The organism is Vibrio sp. IB15, from assembly GCF_016406055.1.
GTDB classification, from domain to species: domain Bacteria; phylum Pseudomonadota; class Gammaproteobacteria; order Enterobacterales; family Vibrionaceae; genus Vibrio; species Vibrio chagasii.
In genome coordinates this window covers 46,311-68,227 of the sequence record NZ_JAEFCE010000024.1, presented here as the reverse complement: position 1 = coordinate 68,227, position 21,917 = coordinate 46,311, and the positions used below count along the sequence as shown (strand labels likewise).

The following is a 21,917-nucleotide window of genomic DNA, read 5'->3' as shown; positions in this document are numbered from 1 at the left end:
TAGTTCAAAAAAAATCCCCAAGCGTGGCTTAGGGATTTGTGTATAAGAGACAGCCACTTAGGGGCCTTTTTTAATCTTGCCACCTCAGACTCCTGCTCTGCTTATCCGCCTCAAGCCACTTCCGCCCCGGCTTAGTAATGTTTTTTATTTACTTAATTGATTGACGAGCTATATTAGTAAACGAATGACTTTATAAACATGTTCATTTACTAACAATGAGGGTTCTAGCATGAGCAGTAATAAAATTGGAATTGTTTTCTTCTCTAAATGCGGCGCAACTAAGCAGGTCGCAGAACTGCTCGCTGAGGGTGTAAACACACAGCTACCTGACTCAGCCCTACTCATCGAAGTGCTACCTTCGGAGATCATTGAAGGCCGATATGACAACGACGAAAAGCTCAAACTCCTAGACAGTTGTGATGCGATCGTTTTTGGGGCTCCAACCTACATGGGTTCACCTGCCGCTCAGTTTAAAAGCTTTATGGATGCGAGCAGTGACAACTACTGCAAGAAATTATGGCGCAACAAGCTCGCTGCTGGCTTCACCACTGGAGGCAGTCTTAACGGAGAGCAACAACAAACCCTGCTTAGCTTTTTCACTCTAGCTTGTCAGCACGGAATGGTTTGGGTTGGCTTAGACGCCTCAAGACACACAGATAATTTAGGGTTAAACCGCACTGGTTCAAATATTGGTTTGGTGTCTAGTATCGATGATGGTGAAGATAGCGTTAACCACAATGACTTACTCACGGCTCAATACTACGGTTCAAGAATCGCCAGCTTGGTTCAAGAACTCGTAAACAAAAGCTAGAGCAACAGCCTTGATTGAGATAAGTTGGACGTATCATTCCCAACTTTCATGAATATCATCAAATGCTACTCGAAGGAATCGAAACTCTCTTGGTTTTGAGTAAAGCCAAAACCATGAGCCGCACTGGCAGCCTGCTGTATATCAGCCAATCAGCGGTAAGCAAACGGATTGCTAACTTAGAAAAGAAGTTGGGGAAAAAGCTGATTGAGCCGAGCGGTCGTCAGATAAAACTCACGCCAGACGCGATAGCACTGATCGAGAGTATTGGTCCTACGTTCAATGAACTTCGTGGTCTTATTTATGAACAGCAAGAGTTAGAAGATACGACTCTCATTACCTTAGACAGCTCTAAGTCTCTGATAGCCGGCTATTTAGGTGAAATGATGGGGCAGTTTATCCGACAAGATAAATACATCACGATAACCACCAACCACACGCCCAGAATCATAGAGCGAGTTCAGTCCGGCAAGGCAACCCTAGGGTTATGCGCAGGCTTGTTGCCACCACATCATGGATTGATGACGTTTCATCTGTTCGACGAGCCCTTTTTCATTGTAAGTAAATTGCCGTTAAACGGGCTTCCACCCAAAGTCATCACTAATGATATGACTAACCCCGCCAACTCTTACCAACTCTCAGTATTAGAAAAATTTGGTATCAAACCTTTGATGGAGATGGATGCCTACACTGCCGCAGCGCAGCTTGCACTAGGTGGAACTGGTCCTGCTTTAATTCCGCTCTCTATCGTAAAAACACTCAATATTGAGTCTCAATATCTGTATAGCTTCCAGGAATTAGCGGGCTTAATCCGGCCGATTCATGTCTGTGTAAGACCAAATAGCTACCAGTCTCCACGAGTTAAAACACTGATAGAATCCATTGTTGATGCTGTTCCCAAAGCAGTTTAGACGCCATGAGCATCGACATCACGATCACCAAGGGGCGAATCCACTTCTGCCCTTTTGTCACCACCACTTTAGCACCTAACTGAGCCCCCATAAAGCCACCAATTGCCATCACTAAGCCGAGTTCCCAAATTGGCAAGCCTGCCAAAATAAAGAAGATCAGTGCAGCGATGTTAGAAGTGAAATTCAACACCTTAGTGCGAGCGGTCGCATCGACTAAAGAGAAATGACCAATTGCGACAAAGCAGACCGTGAAGATAGAGCCAGTACCTGGCCCAAAGAAGCCATCGTAAAAGCCAACACCACCGCCAACACACAAAGCAAACATGGCTTCAGAGATCTTCTGCTTACCTTCAGAGGCTTTAGTTTGTGGTGCTAATAAGAAGTAGAGTGAGATAGCGATCAGCAACAGTGGGATCACGCTGGTCAATAAGCTTGCATCAATGAACTGAACGAGTTCTGCACCGATCGCCGAGCCAATGAAGGTACACAAAATAGCGAGGCGCATCTCCTTGATACTCACGATACCGTTACGCACGAAGTACCAGCTTGCGGAAAAACTGCCGAAAGAGCTTTGAAGCTTGTTAGTTGCTAAGGCTTGTGTCGGTGGGACTCCCGCAGCGAGTAGTGCTGGCAAAGTCAGTAGCCCGCCACCGCCGGCCATCGCATCGATAAAGCCCGCAGCCGTTGCGACAACAAACAAGATAGCCAATATTTCCAGAGTGATTTCCATATTCCCAACGCCTCAAAGTCTCGTGTAGCGACAACTTACCATCCTGAGCAGGCGATCAATAACGAAACACAAGATTTTAACCTATTCCAAATATTCATCATTTAACTAACGCTGTATCACAGACATAAAAAAGCCCACTCCGAAGAGTGGGCTTTGAGCATTTATATCCGCTAACTTCAGTTCAGTTAGCTAAGCTAAGACAAATTAAGCTTGAGAAGCTTTCACCTGTGCGTGTAGCTCTTGGACAGAAGTTACTGTCGTCTTCGCGTCTGCAGTGTGCGCCATACATGTCGCAAATGCTGCGTTTAGCGTAGTCGTGTAGTTTACCTTCTCAGCAAGTGCACCACGACGAAGAACTTTAGAGTCTTCAATCGCTTGACGGCCAGCTGCAGTGTTCACGATGTAGGTGTACTCGTTGTTCTTGATACGGTCAAGAATGTGAGGACGGCCTTCGTGTACCTTGTTTACTAGACGTGGGTTGATGCCCGCTTCGCCAAGAATCACTGCTGTACCGTGTGTTGCGTCTAGCTGGTAACCAAGCTTAGATAGCTTAGATGCTAGGTCTACAACGCGTTCTTTGTCGCCTTCGCGAACAGAAAGAAGTGCACGGCCGCCTTCTGGGTAGATGTTGCCACAACCCAATTCCGCTTTAGAGTAAGCTTCTGCGAACGTTGCACCAACACCCATAACTTCACCAGTAGAGCGCATCTCTGGGCCTAATAGTGGGTCAACACCAGGGAACTTGTTGAATGGAAGTACCACTTCCTTCACTGAGTAGTACGGTGGGATGATTTCTTTGGTAAAGCCTTGAGACTCTAGCGATTGACCCGCCATTACACGTGCAGCAATCTTAGCGATTGGTGCACCCGTTGCTTTAGATACGAACGGTACCGTACGTGCTGCACGAGGGTTAACCTCGATTAGGTACACTTGGTTGTTCTTCACAGCAAACTGCGTGTTCATTAGGCCACGAACACCCAACTCGAACGCCAGCTTTTCAACTTGCTCACGCATTACGTCTTGGATTTCTTGGCTTAGCGTGTAAGCAGGAAGAGAACATGCTGAGTCACCTGAGTGAACACCCGCTTGTTCGATGTGCTCCATGATACCGCCGATAACTACGCGCTCACCGTCACAGATAGCATCGATATCCACTTCAACTGCGTCGTCTAGGAAGCTATCAAGAAGAACTGGAGATTCGTTCGATACGCTTACTGCTTCGTTGAAGTAGCGACGTAAGTCTTGCTCATCGTATACGATTTCCATCGCACGACCACCAAGTACGTAAGAAGGACGTACAACCAATGGGAAGCCGATTTCGCGAGATTTCTCTACCGCTTGTTCCATTGTTGTTACTGTCGCGTTCTCTGGCTGTAGAAGACCTAGACGGTCAACAGCAACTTGGAAACGCTCACGGTCTTCTGCACGGTCGATTGCGTCAGGGCTAGTACCGATGATTGGCACGCCAGCCGCTTCAAGTGCGCGAGCCAGTTTCAGTGGTGTTTGACCACCGTACTGAACGATAACGCCTTTTGGCTTCTCAACACGAGCGATTGCTAGTACGTCTTCTAGAGTTACTGGTTCGAAGTACAGACGGTCAGATGTGTCGTAGTCCGTTGAAACAGTCTCAGGGTTACAGTTAACCATGATAGTTTCGTAGCCATCTTCACGTAGAGCTAGTGATGCGTGTACACAACAGTAGTCAAATTCGATACCTTGGCCGATACGGTTTGGACCGCCACCAAGAATCATGATCTTGTCTTTGTCTGTTGGGTTCGCTTCACACTCGTCATCGTAAGATGAGTACATGTAAGCCGTGTCTGAAGAGAACTCAGCCGCACACGTATCAACGCGCTTGTAAACTGGGTGGATATCGTATTGGTCACGTAGACGACGGATTTCGCTTTCCGCTACACCTAGAATCTTAGATAGGCGTGCATCCGCAAAACCTTTACGCTTAAGCTTGTTTAGCTCGTCTTTGTTCAGACCAGCAAAGCCTTTCGCTTTAAGTTCTTGCTCAAGCTTAACGATATCTTCGATTTGAACTAGGAACCAACGGTCGATTTGCGTTAGGTTGAATACGCCATCTACAGACATACCCGCACGGAATGCATCCGCGATGTACCAAATACGCTCTGCGCCAGCTTCTTTTAGTTCGTGACGGATTGTTGTTAGTGCGTCAGGCGCATCTAGGTCAACCATTTCGTCAAAGCCTGTCGCGCCAACTTCTAGGCCGCGAAGTGCTTTTTGTAGAGACTCTTGCTGGTTACGGCCGATAGCCATAACTTCACCAACAGACTTCATTTGCGTCGTTAGACGGTCGTTAGCACCTGCAAATTTCTCGAAATTAAAACGAGGAATCTTAGTTACTACGTAGTCGATTGTTGGTTCGAATGATGCTGGTGTTGCGCCACCCGTGATGTCATTTTGCAGTTCATCTAACGTGTAACCCACAGCCAGTTTCGCTGCAATCTTAGCGATTGGGAAACCTGTCGCTTTAGACGCTAGTGCAGAAGAACGAGATACACGTGGGTTCATCTCGATGATAACCATACGGCCATCTTTCGGGTTGATACCAAACTGTACGTTAGAACCACCCGTTTCAACACCAATCTCACGCAGTACTGCTAGAGATGCGTTACGCATTAATTGGTATTCTTTGTCTGTTAGCGTCTGTGCTGGTGCAACTGTGATTGAGTCACCCGTGTGGATGCCCATTGGGTCAAAGTTTTCAATCGCACATACGATGATACAGTTGTCCGCTTTGTCACGAACTACTTCCATCTCGTACTCTTTCCAACCGATAAGAGATTCATCGATTAGAAGCTCGTTGGTTGGAGATAGATCCAGACCACGACGACAGATTTCTTCAAATTCTTCTTTGTTGTATGCGATACCACCGCCAGTACCACCCATAGTGAATGATGGACGGATGATACATGGGAAGCCAACCATATCTAGAACGCCGTAAGCTTCTTCCATGGTTTTCGCAGTATCAGCGCGTGGACACTCAAGGCCGATAGACTTCATCGCTTTATCGAAACGAGAACGGTCTTCTGCTTTATCGATAGCGTCAGCCGTTGCACCAATCATCTCTACACCGAACTCTTCAAGAACACCGTGTTTCTCTAGGTCTAGTGCACAGTTAAGTGCCGTTTGGCCACCCATTGTAGGTAGAACTGCATCTGGCTTCTCTTTCGCAATGATGTTGCGAACAACTTCCCATTGGATAGGCTCGATGTAAGTTGCATCAGCCATGTCTGGGTCAGTCATGATGGTCGCTGGGTTCGAGTTTACAAGAATAACTCGGTAACCTTCTTCGCGAAGCGCTTTACAAGCTTGAGCACCAGAGTAATCGAACTCACATGCTTGGCCGATAACGATCGGGCCAGCACCTAGAATTAGAATACTTTTAATGTCAGTACGTTTTGGCATTGTCTACTACTCCGAATTACGCTGTGTGCTTTTTAATTAGTTCAATGAAGTGGTCAAATAACGGCGCTGCGTCTTCTGGACCTGGGCTTGCTTCTGGGTGACCTTGGAAGCTAAATGCTGGTTTGTCTGTACGGTGGATACCTTGTAGAGAACCATCAAATAGCGATTTGTGCGTTGCACGTAGGTTTTCAGGTAGTGTGTCTTCGTCAGCAGCAAAGCCGTGGTTTTGTGAAGTAATCATCACAACATCACGATCTAAATCTTTAACTGGATGGTTTGCACCGTGGTGACCAAACTTCATCTTCACTGTCTTAGCGCCTGACGCAAGAGCAAGAATTTGGTGGCCTAGACAGATACCAAAGATTGGTAAGCCTTTTTCTAGGAACACTTTTGTCGCTTCAATTGCGTAAGTACATGGTTCTGGGTCACCAGGCCCATTTGAAAGGAATACACCGTCTGGGTTTAGTGCAAGCACTTCTTCAGCAGAAGTTTCAGCTGGAACAACCGTTAGGCGGCAGCCGCGGTCAACGAGCATTCGTAGGATGTTTCGTTTTGCACCGAAGTCATAAGCAACAACGTGGTATGGCAATTCTGAGTCTGCTTTCGCTTCAGGAAGTCCACCCGTAAGCGTCCACGAACCTTGTTTCCATTGATACGCTTCTTTCGTTGTAACTTCTTTCGCAAGGTCCATACCTTTCAGGCCAGGGAATTCTTTTGCCTTAGCTAGAGCCAAAGCTTCGTCTAAGTTGTTACCCGCTACAATACAACCGTTCTGAGCGCCTTTTTCACGAAGAATACGCGTCAGCTTACGAGTATCGATATCAGCGATACCAACAACGTTTTGCGACTTAAGGTAATCAGAAAGGGATTGTTCATTACGGAAGTTAGAAGCGATAAGAGGGAGATCGCGAATCACAAGGCCTTGAGCGTGGATTGAAGAGGATTCTTCGTCTTCGGAATTGGTTCCGGTATTGCCAATGTGAGGGTAAGTAAGGGTAACGATTTGTTGAGAATAGGAAGGATCAGTGAGGATTTCTTGGTACCCCGTCATCGAGGTATTAAAAACGACTTCACCAACTGCAGAACCTACAGCGCCAATGGCTTCACCGTGAAATACTGTCCCATCTTCTAGGACAAGTAGTGCTGACTTTTTCAAGACAACCTCCAGAAATAAATATGCATTAAAATTGATTTAATTTGCAAATCTACCTTCCTGCAACACTTAAAAGTGAGTGTTTATGGAAATTAGACAAATTGGCGGTATTTTAGTGATGTGCGTGATACGTGTCAACATTTAACGCAAAAGAAATTAAAGATTTGTACGCACTAATTCAATTTACCCTTCCAAAGCTCCAAAAGTTCAACTTTCATGGTCAATTAAGCACGATATTGAGATTTTCCAATTTTATCCCATTACTTTTGTCTGCCTTTAAGTACTAAAAACATCACCAACAAAAAGCAATCGATAAATACAAACAGAAAACATGAAGATTTAAAGATCTAATCCAAAAATAAGACCAAGACAACAAAACAACAAGAAAAGTGAGGTAAAAACGATGTTAAAAGGTAGGTTTAAGAGAGAGGTGAGAAACAAGAATACTGCGTTAAAGGCAGCAAATAAAGAAAGCGCCGGCAATTGCCAGCGCATAATTATCTATTTACAGATCATTCAAACCAAGGACATCTGTCATGGTATAAAAGCCTGCTGGCTTGTCATGGAGCCAAACAGCAGCTTTGATCGCACCGTTTGCAAAGGTCATTCGGTCAGTCGCTTTATGAGTAATCTCCACTCGTTCGCCGATATCTGCAAACATAGCAGTGTGTTCTCCGATGATGTCACCGGCACGAATCGTTGCGAAGCCAATCTCATCTTTCGTACGTTCGCCAGTGATGCCTTCACGTGACCATACCGCCACATCGTTCAGCTCATTACCCATAGCACCGGCGATCGCTTCACCCATACCAATCGCAGTACCTGATGGTGCATCCACTTTATGACGGTGGTGGGCCTCAACGATTTCAACATCACAGTAATCGCCCATCACTTTAGCGGCTTTCTCTAGTAGCTTAAATACTAGGTTGACGCCTACGCTGTAGTTTGGTGCCATTACAATAGGCATCTCTTTTGCAGCAGCGTCAATCACCTGCTTCTCCTCTTCTGAGAAGCCTGTCGTACCGATGATAAGTTTTTTGCCGTGACGTTTACAAAGTTCAATATTCGCTAATGTGCTAACAGGTGCGGTAAAGTCGACAATCACATCAAACTCTTCGATGGCTTTAGACAAATCATCCACTAGAGCAACATCAAAGCGACCTTCCCCACATAGCTCGCCAACATCAACGCCTACTAATGATGACTCGGGACGTTCCGAGCCAGCGCCAACACTAGCTTCTGAATTATGATGAGCGGCTTTCACCAAGTTGCGGCCCATACGACCCGCTGCTCCTGCTATTGCAATTCTTACCACTGCGAATATCTCCATTGTTTTGGTTACTGTTGCCGCAGTTCTCTTGCAGCAACGTTCATTCGATTAATCTCTTTAAACTAACAACAATCTCAAACTCAGGCTAGCAATTAAGAAAACTCTTTTACCACTCGCTCTAAAATTGGCACATTTGCTTCAGGGAAAGCGTACTGATTCAATGATTCAAGGCTGACCCATTCACCTTGCTGACCTTCTTTACCATAAGGTTGCTCTTCAAAATCAGTCACGAGAATGAAATCGAACTTAAGTGACTTGTCCGTGTAATCAAATTCAAGATGCTCAAACAGAGACTGCTCGGTCACCTTGATACCGATCTCTTCATCAAGCTCGCGAGTCATCGCTTGCTCAATAGTTTCGCCCTCTTCAACCTTGCCACCAGGAAACTCCCAAAAGCCACCTTTGTGCTTGTCATCTGGGCGCTTAGTGATAAAGACCTGTGACTTATCTTGATTGAAGATAATACCCGCTACGATATGGATTCTTTTCATTGATGGTGTTCCTTAATAAAACGCTGAACTCACAAAGTCCCTAAATACATCATCCTCAAGAAAGAGGAACGACTGAGTTGGGGATCTAAAACTACGCGAGCCTAACTAAACAAGATTCCCTACTACGCTCGCTCCTCGCTATAGGGAATGACGACTTCCTTGAGTAACAAAGTAAGCCATGAAATTTACATACAAAAAGAGCCGCCTAAGCGACTCTTGAACAAATAAAATTATATTTAGGAAAAGCTGTAATGGTTGAGAACAAGGAGGCGACGCGGAGTTTACAAGTGTAAATGAGCATCGCCGACGCAGTTATCAGCCTTTACAGCAAAGCATCAATTAATTTTACCGTGACACTGTTTGTATTTTTTACCGCTACCACATGGGCAAGGCTCGTTACGGCCAACTTTACGCTCATCACGTACTACTGTTTGTGGCGACGCTGCTTCTGCTTCATCATCACCTAGCTGGTTTTCTGCTGTTGCGTGTTGCGCTTGTGCACGACGCGCTGCTTCTTCAGCTTGAGCTTGACGCTGCGCTTCCATCTTTTCTACTTCTTCTTGTTGCTGAACGCGAACTTTCGAAAGGATAGTAATAACGTCTGACTTCAGTACATCCAGTAGACCTTCAAACAGTTCAAACGACTCGCGCTTGTACTCTTGTTTCGGGTTCTTCTGAGCGTAACCACGCAGGTGGATACCTTGACGAAGGTGATCCATCGCAGCCAAGTGCTCTTTCCATAGACCATCTAGCGTTTGCAGCATTACAGACTTCTCGAAGTTGCGGAGTACTTGTGCACCAACTACTTCTTCTTTCTGTTTGTAAGCATCAACAGCCATGCCTAGGATGCGTTCACGTAGTGCTTCTTCGTAAAGCTTGTCGTCTTCGTCCAACCAACCTTGGATATCAAAGTCTAGGTCGAAGTCGTTCTTCAGACGATCTTGTAGACCCGCGATGTCCCACATATCTTCCAGAGATTGCGGAGCAATGTACTCATCGATAACCGACGTAAACACGTCTTCACGGTTGTGTTCGATCATTTCGCTGATGTCGTCAGAGCCCATTAGCTCATCACGCAGCTCGTAAACCACTTTACGTTGGTCATTCGCTACATCATCGTACTCTAGAAGTTGCTTACGGATATCGAAGTTACGGCCTTCAACTTTACGTTGTGCTTTTTCGATAGAGCGAGATAGCATCTTAGATTCGATCGCTTCACCTTCATCCATACCGCTCTGGATAAGACCAGCCATACGATCAGATGTGAAGATACGTAGTAGCGAGTCTTCCATCGATAGGTAGAAGCGTGAAGAACCTGCATCACCTTGACGACCAGAACGACCACGTAGCTGGTTATCGATACGACGAGATTCGTGACGCTCTGTACCAATGATGTGTAGACCACCTGACTCTAGTACTTTGTCGTGAACCACTTTCCAATCCGCTTTGATCTTGTCGATCTGCTCTTGAGTTGGGTTTTGTAGTTTCTCAACTTCAGACTGCCAGCTACCACCTAACACGATATCGGTACCACGACCGGCCATGTTAGTTGCGATGGTTACTGCACCAGGTGTACCTGCTTGCGCTACGATTTCCGCTTCTTTCTCGTGGAATTTCGCGTTGAGTACGTTGTGCTTAATTTTTGCTTTTTTCAGTGCGTTAGACAGTAGCTCTGATTTCTCGATAGAAACCGTACCAACCAGTGATGGCTGTCCTGCAGCAACACGGTCTTTAATGTCTTCAATGATCGCATTGAATTTGTCTTCTTCTGTACGATAAACCACATCTGGCATATCGTTCCGAACCATAGGTTTGTTAGTTGGGATAACAACCGTTTCTAGGCCATAGATAGACTGGAATTCGAAAGCTTCAGTATCAGCTGTACCTGTCATACCTGACAGTTTCTCGTACAGACGGAAGAAGTTTTGGAAGGTAATCGAAGCTAGCGTTTGGTTTTCATTCTGAATCTTCACACCTTCTTTTGCTTCAACAGCTTGGTGTAAACCTTCAGACCAACGACGACCTGGCATTGTACGACCAGTATGTTCGTCAACGATAACCACTTCGCCTTCTTCAGTTACGATGTAGTCTACGTTCTTCTCAAACAATACGTGTGCACGAAGTGCAGCATTAACATGGTGCAGTAGGCTGATGTTTGTTGGAGAGTAAAGCGTATCGCCCTCTTCCATCAGACCATTTTTCACCATTAGCTCTTCAACAAACTCTTGACCGTTTTCAGTCAGGTGAACCTGCTTAGATTTTTCGTCCATGGTGTAGTGACCTTCACCACGGTACTCTTCAGAATCTTCTTTATCTTGACGCTCAAGATGAGGAATCAATGTGTTAATACGCGTGTAAAGATCTGAGCTATCTTCAGCCGGGCCAGAGATAATAAGAGGTGTACGCGCTTCATCGATTAAGATTGAGTCAACCTCATCGACTACAGCAAAGAAGCGTTCGCGTTGAACACGATCTTCAGCTCGGAAAGCCATGTTGTCGCGTAGGTAATCGAAACCAAACTCGTTGTTTGTTCCGTATAGGATATCCGCTTGGTATGCTTCTTTTTTCTCTGGCGGAGCCATGTTTGGCACGTTCACGCCAACAGTCATACCAAGGAATTCAAATAATGGGCGGTTCGTTTCCGCATCACGCTTAGCTAGGTAGTCGTTCACCGTTACTACGTGAACACCTTTGCTTGGTAGGGCGTTAAGATAAGCTGGTAGAGTTGCTGTAAGAGTCTTACCCTCACCAGTACGCATCTCTGCAATTTGGCCAGCATTTAGAACCATGCCACCAATCAATTGCACGTCAAAGTGACGCATGCCGTAAACACGCTTAGACGCTTCACGTACCGTAGCAAATGCTTCCGGTAGAAGTTGGTCTAGCGATTCACCTTTATCTAAGCGCTCACGGAACTCAACAGTTTTCGCTTTTAGCTCTTCGTCAGAAAGCGCTTCAAACGTTGGCTCGTAGTTATTAATTTCTTTTACAATTTTTCTAAGGCGGCGCAGTGTTCTGTCATTGCGACTGCCAATTACCTTTGTCAGCAGCTTAGTAATCATGTGCTTGGAATCTCTTCGTTCTCAGATCGTCCGCGATCTATTTTAAATGCCGTCAGTCTCTACTAGCGATGAACCAGTCTTCAGTTACTACCCAAGGATACTGAGATAAATCTAGTATTTCTGATATTGTACTTGAGAGTAGAGTTTTCAAGGCTTGAGTTAAAATTAATGCCCCTTAGTGTAAGTAATTTTCACACCAACGACCATTTATAACCCCATTTGTTTGATGTGCTTGGAACTTTTCTTTCTAATTGCTGATGGATTAGCCAGACTGGCGCCCATTAGTCGATGACTTTCGGATGTTGATGACACTGTATCTGGAAAATAGATACAAAAAAACCAGGCCGATAGCCTGGTTTTCGAAATCTTACATTGTTAAAAACAACAATTACGCTAGAACCATTCCTGGTTCAGCAAAAGCCACTGGCGAGCCAGCTTCTTCTTCAAATGTTGCCCATTCCCAAGCTTCTGCGTCAGCAAGTACTGCACGTAGCAGTTGGTTGTTTAGGCCGTGACCTGATTTGTATGCACGGAACTCACCGATAATAGCGTGTCCACACATGTATAGGTCACCAATCGCATCTAGTACTTTATGAGTTACAAACTCATTGTCAAAACGTAGACCTTCTTCATTAAGAATGCGGTATTCGTCTAGTACGATTGCACAATCAAAGCTACCACCCAAACACAGGTTTTGTGATTGAAGGTATTCGATATCACGCATGAAGCCGAAAGTACGAGCTCGAGAAATCTCTTTCACAAAGCCTTGAGAAGAGAAATCAAACAATAAATGCTGTTCGTCAGACTCAATTGCTGGGTGGTTGAACTCGATCTCAAAGTCCATGCGGAAGCCGTTAAATGGTACAAATTCTGCCCACTTATCGCCGTCTTCAAAACGAACTGGCTTTTTGATGCGAATGAAACGTTTTGGTGCATTCAGTGTTTCAACACCCGCTTGCTGTAGCAAGTATACGAATGGGCTTGCGCTACCATCCATAATTGGGATCTCTGGTGCATCTACTTCAACAATAATATTGTCGATGCCCATGCCCGCTAGAGCCGCGTTTAGGTGTTCCACTGTAGAAATACGTACGCCTTCGTCATTCACAAGAGCAGTACATAACATAGTGTCACGAACTGATGCTGGATCAGCTGGAAAATCTACAGGTGGATTTACATCAGTACGACGGTAAACAATACCTGTATTTGCAGCTGCCGGGCGAAGAGTAAGTGTGACTTTACGACCAGAGTGGAGACCCACACCAGTTGTTTTCACAATTTCTTTCAGAGTACGTTGTCTGATCATCTGCTTGCCTCGTTATCAGTGCTACAAATCACGGCCAGTATTTACCGACCGCGAATTTTACCATTAATTCGACGATAGTCAAATTTTGGGTAATTGTTAATCAGCCTGACGTCGTAAGAATGCTGGAATATCTAAGTATCCGCTCTCTTTTTCAGCTTTAGGTGCTGCACTTTGGCTAGCGCCTGTACCTGAAGAAACAGGCGACGTTGTTGGCTGCGGCTTAACTTGAGGTTTTACCTCAGTTTTTTCTTGCAATGGCTGTGCCACTTTCTCTTCCACTTTTGGTGCAGCTTGTGCCGCTACTTGTGGTTGAGGAGTTACTGCAACCTTAGCTTTACCACCAGCAACTAATGTAATGTCTGGCTTTCTCTCTGTACCGATACCTGTTGCAACAACAGTTACACGGATTTCGTCCGTCATATCAGGGTCTAGAGAAGTACCAATCACAACTGTTGCGTTATCAGAAGCGAATGCCTTAACTGTGTTACCTACTGTTTCGAACTCATCTAGACGCATATCTAGGCCTGCTGTGATGTTCACAAGAACGCCACGCGCGCCAGCTAGGTCGATGTCTTCTAGTAGTGGGCTAGAAATTGCCGTTTCAGCAGCTTCTTCAGCACGGTCTTCACCTTTTGCGATACCGCTACCCATCATTGCATGCCCCATTTCCGACATTACGGTGCGAACATCCGCGAAGTCGACGTTGATCATACCAGGGCGAGTAATTAGCTCAGCGATACCTTGTACAGCGTTTTTAAGTACATCATTTGCACTTGCGAAAGCTTCTAGCAGTGTAACGCCACGGCCTAGTACTTTAAGTAGCTTTTCATTTGGAATCGTAATTAATGAATCCACATGTTTAGAAAGCTCTTCGATACCTTGCTCAGCAAACGCTAGACGCTTTTTGCCTTCAAAGCTAAATGGCTTAGTTACAACAGCAACGGTTAGCACACCTAGCTCTTTCGCAACTTCAGCAATAACTGGAGCAGCACCTGTACCAGTACCACCGCCCATACCAGCTGCGATAAATACCATATCGGCGCCAGTTAGAACTTCTTTAATTCTTTCTCGATCTTCGAGAGCTGCATCACGGCCTACTTGTGGGTTTGCACCAGCACCAAGACCTTTAGTGATATCACCACCAATTTGGATCACGCTGCTCACGCTTGTTTTACGAAGTGCTTGCGCATCAGTATTAACACTGATGAATTCTACGCCTTCGATTGATTCACGTACCATGTGCTCAACAGCGTTACCGCCACCGCCACCAACTCCAACGACTTTAATTACTGCATCGTCAGACATTTCCATCATCGGTTCAAACATGTGTTATCTCCGTTTTTTCCTGCAACTCAGGTTAAAACTCTTTTTGTATCCAATTACGCAATTTACCAAATAAACCAGACATCGAAGGTGCTGAACGCTTAGGTTCGCTGTAATCACCTTCATCACTGATCTGACAATCTCTTGCGTAATGAAGTAAACCAACCGCCGTAGAATGATACGGCTCTTTAACATAATCAGTTAAGCCACTAACTTCTAATGGCTTACCAACTCGAACTTGATTGCGGAAAACACGTTCCGCACACTCTACCAATCCGTCAATTTGTGCCGCTCCACCAGTGAGGACGACGCCAGCTGCAAGGTGGTGTTTAATACCTTCGTCTCGTAGCTGTAATTGAACCGTATCGATAGTTTGGTTAACGAGGCCCATAAGTTCAGTGTAACGTGGTTCAATCACTTCCGACAAAGTTTGTCGTTGCAAACTTCTTGACGGGCGACCACCAACACTTGGGACGTTAACAGAGTCATCCTTGCTAACGAGTTCACTCAGAGCGCAACCATGGTTTACTTTTATCTCTTCAGCATCGCTCACTGGCGTACCGAAAGCGAAGGCAATATCACTGGTTACTGCATTTCCTGCATAGGAAAAGACTTCTGTGTGTCGTAGCGCGCCGCCAGTCCAAATGGAAATATCCATTGTACCTGCACCGATATCAACCACACACACTCCGAGCTCTCTCTCGTCTTCAGTAATTACCGCATTACTTGAGGCAAGTCCTGAAAACACGATTTGCTCTACTGTGAGACCACATCGTTCAACAGCTTTAATAATGTTTCTCGCCATGTCGCTATGGCAAGAAATAAGATGAACGCTCACTTCCATTCGAACACCAGACAGACCAAGTGGGTTCTTAATCCCTTCTTGATAATCAATGGTAAATTCTTGTGGGATCACGTGCAGAATTCTCTGCTCTTCACCTATTTTAATTGATTTCGCAGTATGGATCGCTCGATCCATATCGTCTTGAGACACCTCTTCATCAGAGATAGTGCCCATGCCTTTTTCAATTCGGCTTGCGATATGTTTGCCTGATAGCGAGATAAACACATTGCTGATTTGGCATTCCGCCATCAACTCTGCTTGATCAATTGCTCGCTGAACTGACTTAACTACCGACTCTAGGTCGTTCACACCACCTTTATCCATACCTCTGGATGGGCTTTGCCCAGAGCCAATGATATTGATTTGACCATCAGGCAGTATTTCACCAACCAGAGCTGATATGGTCGCAGTGCCTATATCAAGACCAACGATTATGTTGTCATCTGCGGTCTTAGTCATCTGTGCTCTCTTCTAACTCTTGCTCTGGAAACCAGCCTACAGCGGCTCCCGTATCATACCTGAGGTCGATGTAGCTCACTTGATTCGCCTTACTACCGAGTTCGTTGTAAAGCGAAATGAAGCGTTCAACACGCTCATCTAAAGAATCTTTACCTAGTTCTAGACGGATACCGTTATCTAGGATTATTTGCCAAGCGCGACGTTCGTTGAGAACAAGTGAGGTAACCGTTAACCCTAGACTGTTAATCAAAGGGGTTATCTTTCTCCACTTTTCGATCACTTCTTGGCTGGTGCCATCTGGGCCGTAAAGCTTAACTCTATCGCCTTTCAGAAGGCCGATATCGCCATTAAACACCTGACCATCATCATTCAACAGCATGTTGCCGTTCCAGATTGCTGCAGCATGATACTCAGTCAAAAATACTTTTATTGTGTCTGGCCACTGCTTACGAATAGAGACAACAGACACCCAAGGCAATGCTTCTAAACTGTCTTGCAACACACCAATGTCTTGTGACATGAATGTACCAATATGCTCGAGTCTTCCAAAAGCATGTTGAACATCACCAGCGGTTACATAAGTTAAGTCACCTTGAATGACTATTTTGGAGAGAGGCAATCGTTGATCGTCCCACATCCAAGTCAGTGTGGTGTAGAAAAGAAACCCAATGAATAGCAATACCATGACAAAAAAGGACCCGCCTAGGGCGTGTTTCTTTAACGATGGTAAACTGAATAGGTTGCGGTTTTCGCTAAAAGTACTTTCTACCAAAGCCCGCTTTCCCTGTCGTTGGTTCGCAATTCTATTCCCTATCTTCGTAATAGAGGTAAAAGCACTTACTTTAACCTATGAATTATACTGAGCAAAATCAAACTATCAAACGTTGATAATAAGATTTTTGGTCAATTTTAGGTCAATCGCAAGAAGTGAGCGATTGACCACAGTATGTAGACAGTATTCTGCTACACGTTCTGCATTTTATTAATGTCTAACTGTAACGATTCTAGTTGCTTAGCAACGCGGCCAACATCGCCTGCACCCTGCGTCAATACAAGGTCGCCGCCTTGAATCACGTTAGCTAAAACCGATGGCAGCGTGTTGATATCAGCAACAAAGATTGGGTCAATCTTACCACGCCCGCGAATAGTTCGACTTAATGAGCGCCCGTCTGCACCTGCAATAGGTTTCTCACCCGCAGAATAAACATCTAATAAGATTAAGACATCAACCTGCTCAAGAACGTTCGCAAAATCATCATATAAATCACGTGTTCGGCTGTAGCGGTGCGGCTGGAAAATCATCACCAGACGCTTATCAGCCCAGCCGCTGCGAGCAGCCTGAATCGTTACATCAACTTCGGTTGGGTGATGACCATAATCATCAACCAGCATTGCGACGCCATTACCCGTCTCGTACTCACCTAGGTGATCAAAGCGACGCCCAGTACCTTCGGTACCTGCCATCGCTTTTAGGATCGCTTCATCTCTGATGTCATCTTCCGTTGCCACTGCAATCGCCGCAGAGGCATTCAGTGCATTGTGACGACCTGGAATATTCAGCGTAATATCCAGATTAGCTTTACCTTCACGAACTACCGTGAACTTACCTTGCTGGCCTTCTTGTACGTAGTTTTCAATACGGATGTCCGCATCTTCTGAGAAACCGTAAGTAATCACTTGGCGGCTAACTTGAGGTATTAGCTCACGCACAACAGGATCATCAACACACATCACAGCCTGACCGTAAAATGGCAGGTTGTGTAAGAAATCGATAAACGTCTGCTTTAGTGTTTCGAAGTCACCGCCATAGGTATCCATGTGGTCCGCTTCGATATTGGTTACGATACTCACCATAGGTTGCAAGTGTAAGAATGATGCATCACTCTCATCAGCTTCAGCAATCAAGATACGGCTCGAACCTAAGCGTGCATTAGTACCTGCACTTTTCACTAAACCACCGTTTACAAACGTTGGATCTAAACCTGCTTCAGAGTATATCTGTGTAACCAAAGCAGTCGTTGTTGTCTTACCGTGCGTACCTGCCACAGCAATACCGTGACGAAAACGCATCAGCTCAGCCAGCATTTCTGCACGACGAACGATAGGCGTACGCGCTTCACGAGCGGCAATAATCTCTGGGTTCTCTTCGTTGATAGCGGTTGATACCACGACTACACTTGCATCAGCAACGTTACTTGCTTGGTGCCCTATGTAAACGGTCGCACCCTTGCTAACTAAACGCTCTGTCACTGGATTTTGAGCGATATCAGAACCAGTGATCTGGTAGCCTTCATTTAGCAAGACTTCAGCAATCCCGCTCATTCCAGCACCACCAATACCAATGAAGTGGATAGATTTAACACGGCGCATCTCTGGCACCATTGCACGGATTTGCGCTAAGTCTTGGGTATGTTCAATCGTCATCAATTCAGTCTCATTATTTTGCTAAAGCTTTAATCGCTTCAGCGACAGTAACGTCGGCATCAAGCTTGGCTGCTTGACGCGCTTTTGTTGCCATCATTTTTAATTCATTTCTATCAAGCTCAGCGATGGTGTTCGCTAACTTTTCAGCCGTCAGTTGTGGCTGTTCAATCATTAACGCCGCACCACATTCAACTAAATGGTCGGCATTCAGTGCTTGCTGTCTGTCTTTGTGCATAAACGGAACAAAAATTGAACCGACACCGGCTGCTGATACCTCTGATACGGTTAACGCACCTGAGCGACACACTAATAGATCCGCCCACTCATAGGCTTGCGCCACATCATCAATAAATTCAGTTACTTGAACATTATCTACAGAATGTGATTTGTATTGTTCAATCACTTGCTGTTGATTGTTCTTACCCGCTTGGTGCATCACTGTGAAGCCTTCTCCAAGCTGTGCCATCGCTACAGGCAAAGTATCATTGAGGATTTTTGCCCCTTGGCTGCCACCCATCACCAAAATACGGATATCGCCATCACGCTCAGTCATGCGCTGCTCTGGTTCCGGTAACGCAACCACATCCTCACGAACTGGGTTCCCCACGACTTCTGCTGTTGGAAACGCGCCAGGGAAAGCTTGGAAAACCTTTTTCGCAATCTTAGATAGCCACTGGTTAGTTAGACCCGCCACTGCATTTTGTTCATGCAAAACCACAGGAATGCCTGATAACCATGCCGCAATGCCACCAGGACCACTCACATAACCCCCCATGCCAAGCACGACATCTGGCTGCCATGCTTTAATGTGCTGCCTTGCTTGAAGTATGGCATTAATAATTTGGAATGGGGCTTTAATTAGCTTGCTAATGCCTTGACCACGCAGGCCTTTCACTTTAATGAAGTCGATTTCAATGCCATGTTTTGGCACTAAATCCGCTTCCATTCTGTCTGCTGTGCCTAACCAGCGAATTTCCCAACCTTGTTGCTGAAGCTTTTTAGCTACTGCTAACCCCGGGAAAACGTGACCGCCAGTACCACCAGCCATCACTAAAAGTTTTTTGTTTTGTTTCATCGCGTTAGATTCTTATTCTACTAATTCGTTTTGATTATCAGCTTGTTCTTTTTGTTGCATTCGACATTCATGGTCAATGCGTAGCAGCATTGATACCGCCACAGACATAACAATTAAACTCGAACCACCATAACTGATTAGCGGTAGGGTTAGACCTTTGGTCGGAACGATGCCAGATGCAGCACCTACGTTAACAAGCGTCTGAAACGCAAACCAAATACCAATACCAAAAGCCAGATAGCCACTGAACACTTGATCATGTTCAAAGGCTTTTTTGCCGATAAGAATGGCTTTTAACACCAAGCTGAAGATCAACATTAATACTAAGGTAACACCGACAAAGCCAAGCTCTTCAGCCAAGACCGCAAATACAAAATCGGTATGCGCTTCTGGTAAGTATTCGAGTTTTTGAATCGAGTTACCAAGCCCTTGTCCCATCCAATCACCGCGGCCGAACGCCATCAATGATTGAGTTAATTGGTAGCCGCTACCAAATGGATCATTCCATGGTTCCCAGAATGAAGTCACACGTCGAACACGGTAAGGTTCTATGACAATCAAACCAACGACGGCGGCAATACCAGCGACCATCAAGGCAATAAATTGTGACAGTTTGGCACCAGCAATGAACAGCATGCCAAACAGCGTTACCAACATTACAACTACGGTACCTAAGTCGGGTTGACCAAGTAGCAAGACGGCAAAAGCACCAAACACCATGATGGGTTTTGCAAAACCGCCGAAGAAGGTTTTTCTCACTTCGTCTTGCTTACGAACCAAGTAGCCCGCCATAAAGATAAACAAAGAAAGCTTAGCGACCTCGGCAGGCTGTAAGTTAAATAGCCCAAGAGGTATCCAGCGAGATGCACCGTTAACTGACTTACCGACGGCTAATACTACGACTAGCAAGAAGAAAGATAAGCCCAACAGGTACATGCTGTATTGAAACCAGCGCTTCATCGGAATTTGCAATATCACACTGGAGACACCCAATGCGAGCAATAGGAAGATCGCGTGACGGAACATAAAGTGAAACGGCTGATCGGTTAAACGAGCACTGATGGGGAACGAAGCAGACGTTACCATCACCAAACCTGTCAGCATTAGCCCAAGAGCAATCCACACCAATTGACGATCGTAAAGCGCCTCAGGAGTAGCACGGTTTAGCCACTGCCAGATGGATTGATTGATCTCTTTGACTCTTTGCACTGAATGTTAGTCCTTCAACACGTTAAGCATGCTCATGAGCAAGCTCAGTGAACGCATCACCTCTTGCCATGAAATTATTAAATTGATCGAAGCTTGCGCACGCAGGAGACAGCATCACCATATCTCCAGCCACCAGCTGTGGCGAGATAGATTCGATTATCTGCTGCATAGTATCGAACTTTTGTGCCGATGGGTGCAGAGGCATGAATTGATCTGCATCTTCACCGAAACAACACAATTGAACACGTTCAAGTTGCGCTAATACAGGTTCCAACTCGCTAAAATCAGCACCTTTACCCACGCCGCCAACCAGAAGATATAACGTACCTTGATACTCTAAACCAGACAGAGCCGCCAATGTGCTGGCTACGTTGGTTGCTTTGGAGTCATTAACCCATTTGATTTCGCGCTTGTCAGCCACCACTTGGCAACGATGCGTCAAACCGTTATAGGCTTTCAAAGCCTCAAGACTTTTGTTGTAGTCGATACCAACTTGCTTCAATAGTGCAAGTGAGACTAACGCATTTGCCACATTGTGACGTCCAACCAATGTTAAATCTTTAGTAGTAAGGACAGGTTTACCGTTATCGACCAGCCAATCACAACCATCAATCGTTGATACACCAAACTCTTGGTTATCTAGTCCAAAAGTTACCAATGGCATTGTTTGGTCAGGGTAAGTCTCTTTGTCTTCACGATTTACAATCGCACACTGCGCGTTATTAAAGATTCTTAACTTGGCCTCGCGGTAATCAGTCATGCCCTGATAGCGATCCATATGATCTTCAGACAGGTTTAAGAATGCCGCAGCAGCAAGTTTTAAATTCGATGTGGTTTCTAGCTGAAAACTTGAAAGCTCAAGAACATATAAGTCGGCATCAAGTTCTAGGAGGTCTAGGGCAGGAATACCAATATTGCCGCCAACACCAACATTAAGCCCAGCAGCTTTAGCAAGCACACCCGTCAAATCCGTCACAGTACTCTTACCGTTTGAACCAGTGATTGCCACAACAGGTTTATCGACTGCCCAGCCAAACAGCTCAATGTCACCAACGACAGGCGTTCCTGCTTGAAGCACATCTTGAATTTCCGGCGTCGCTAAAGCAATTCCTGGGTTAGCAACCACTAAATCAGCCTCAGCTAGCCATTGGTTATTCCAACATCCAGAATGCAGCTCTACCGATTCAGGCAAAGATTCCTTTCCTGGTGGTAGCTCTCGCGTATCAATGACCTTCACATGCGTATGAGGCTGATATTTTACGAGATGTTTAACGACAGAGAGCCCGGTAATACCGAGCCCCACAACCACTACATTTTGAATATTTTGCCAACGTTCCATTTAAACAAGATGCTCTTA

The 21,917-nt window shown here is 45.5% G+C and carries 16 protein-coding genes; 2 read left to right on the top strand and 14 right to left on the bottom strand.

The window, feature by feature from the left end:
* The first annotated feature begins 229 nt into the window (after window positions 1-229).
* Together JC606_RS11265 and JC606_RS11260 are read left to right on the top strand one after the other, a co-directional pair.
* The gene (locus JC606_RS11265; protein ID WP_137407875.1) at window positions 230-811 is read left to right on the top strand and encodes a flavodoxin family protein; all 582 of its coding nucleotides are present in this window, start codon (window positions 230-232) and stop codon (window positions 809-811) included.
* Between the two features lie 62 nt (window positions 812-873).
* Window positions 874-1,719 carry a LysR family transcriptional regulator gene (locus tag JC606_RS11260; protein WP_198778610.1) on the top strand — a complete coding sequence of 282 codons (846 nt, stop codon included), beginning with the start codon at window positions 874-876 and terminating at the stop codon, window positions 1,717-1,719.
* Here JC606_RS11260 and JC606_RS11255 read toward each other — a convergent pair.
* The 14 genes from JC606_RS11255 to murD form a co-directional block, all read right to left on the bottom strand.
* Window positions 1,670-2,449 (bottom strand): TSUP family transporter, encoded by a 780-nt coding sequence (locus JC606_RS11255; RefSeq protein ID WP_198778609.1) that lies wholly within the window; start codon window positions 2,447-2,449, stop codon window positions 1,670-1,672. The two genes, JC606_RS11260 and JC606_RS11255, sit on opposite strands and share 50 nt — an antisense overlap.
* A gap of 204 nt (window positions 2,450-2,653) precedes the next feature.
* Entirely contained in the window at window positions 2,654-5,884 is a 3,231-nt protein-coding gene (gene carB / locus JC606_RS11250; protein ID WP_128162012.1) for a carbamoyl-phosphate synthase large subunit, read from the bottom strand.
* Window positions 5,885-5,900: 16 nt separating this feature from the next.
* A complete protein-coding gene (carA, locus tag JC606_RS11245) occupies window positions 5,901-7,040 on the bottom strand; it encodes a glutamine-hydrolyzing carbamoyl-phosphate synthase small subunit (RefSeq protein WP_004740731.1) in 1,140 nt (379 codons plus the stop codon).
* Window positions 7,041-7,542: 502 nt separating this feature from the next.
* Entirely contained in the window at window positions 7,543-8,367 is an 825-nt protein-coding gene (gene dapB / locus JC606_RS11240) for a 4-hydroxy-tetrahydrodipicolinate reductase (protein ID WP_198778608.1), read from the bottom strand.
* A 92-nt stretch (window positions 8,368-8,459) separates the two neighbouring features.
* Entirely contained in the window at window positions 8,460-8,858 is a 399-nt protein-coding gene (gene mutT, locus JC606_RS11235) for an 8-oxo-dGTP diphosphatase MutT (protein WP_008222857.1), read from the bottom strand.
* Between the two features lie 335 nt (window positions 8,859-9,193).
* Window positions 9,194-11,920 carry a preprotein translocase subunit SecA gene (gene secA, locus JC606_RS11230; RefSeq protein ID WP_102423055.1) on the bottom strand — a complete coding sequence of 909 codons (2,727 nt, stop codon included), beginning with the start codon at window positions 11,918-11,920 and terminating at the stop codon, window positions 9,194-9,196.
* Between the two features lie 388 nt (window positions 11,921-12,308).
* Complete coding sequence (gene lpxC, locus JC606_RS11225; protein ID WP_004740735.1) at window positions 12,309-13,226, bottom strand: UDP-3-O-acyl-N-acetylglucosamine deacetylase; 918 nt, start codon at window positions 13,224-13,226, stop codon at window positions 12,309-12,311.
* A 96-nt stretch (window positions 13,227-13,322) separates the two neighbouring features.
* A complete protein-coding gene (gene ftsZ / locus JC606_RS11220) occupies window positions 13,323-14,552 on the bottom strand; it encodes a cell division protein FtsZ (protein WP_198778607.1) in 1,230 nt (409 codons plus the stop codon).
* A 31-nt stretch (window positions 14,553-14,583) separates the two neighbouring features.
* Window positions 14,584-15,852 (bottom strand): cell division protein FtsA, encoded by a 1,269-nt coding sequence (gene ftsA, locus JC606_RS11215; RefSeq protein ID WP_004740737.1) that lies wholly within the window; start codon window positions 15,850-15,852, stop codon window positions 14,584-14,586.
* Window positions 15,845-16,537 carry a cell division protein FtsQ/DivIB gene (locus tag JC606_RS11210; protein WP_008223698.1) on the bottom strand — a complete coding sequence of 231 codons (693 nt, stop codon included), beginning with the start codon at window positions 16,535-16,537 and terminating at the stop codon, window positions 15,845-15,847. The genes ftsA and JC606_RS11210 overlap by 8 nt, the downstream gene beginning before the upstream one ends.
* Window positions 16,538-16,815: 278 nt before the next feature.
* Window positions 16,816-18,276 carry a UDP-N-acetylmuramate--L-alanine ligase gene (gene murC / locus JC606_RS11205; RefSeq protein ID WP_198778605.1) on the bottom strand — a complete coding sequence of 487 codons (1,461 nt, stop codon included), beginning with the start codon at window positions 18,274-18,276 and terminating at the stop codon, window positions 16,816-16,818.
* Window positions 18,277-18,289: 13 nt separating this feature from the next.
* Window positions 18,290-19,351 carry an undecaprenyldiphospho-muramoylpentapeptide beta-N-acetylglucosaminyltransferase gene (murG, locus tag JC606_RS11200; protein WP_198778604.1) on the bottom strand — a complete coding sequence of 354 codons (1,062 nt, stop codon included), beginning with the start codon at window positions 19,349-19,351 and terminating at the stop codon, window positions 18,290-18,292.
* A gap of 12 nt (window positions 19,352-19,363) precedes the next feature.
* Window positions 19,364-20,560: a cell division protein FtsW gene (gene ftsW, locus JC606_RS11195; RefSeq protein ID WP_116870011.1), complete on the bottom strand. Its 1,197-nt coding sequence runs from the start codon at window positions 20,558-20,560 to the stop codon at window positions 19,364-19,366.
* A gap of 22 nt (window positions 20,561-20,582) precedes the next feature.
* The gene (gene murD, locus JC606_RS11190) at window positions 20,583-21,899 is read right to left on the bottom strand and encodes a UDP-N-acetylmuramoyl-L-alanine--D-glutamate ligase (protein WP_198778603.1); all 1,317 of its coding nucleotides are present in this window, start codon (window positions 21,897-21,899) and stop codon (window positions 20,583-20,585) included.
* Between the last annotated feature and the right edge of the window lie 18 nt (window positions 21,900-21,917).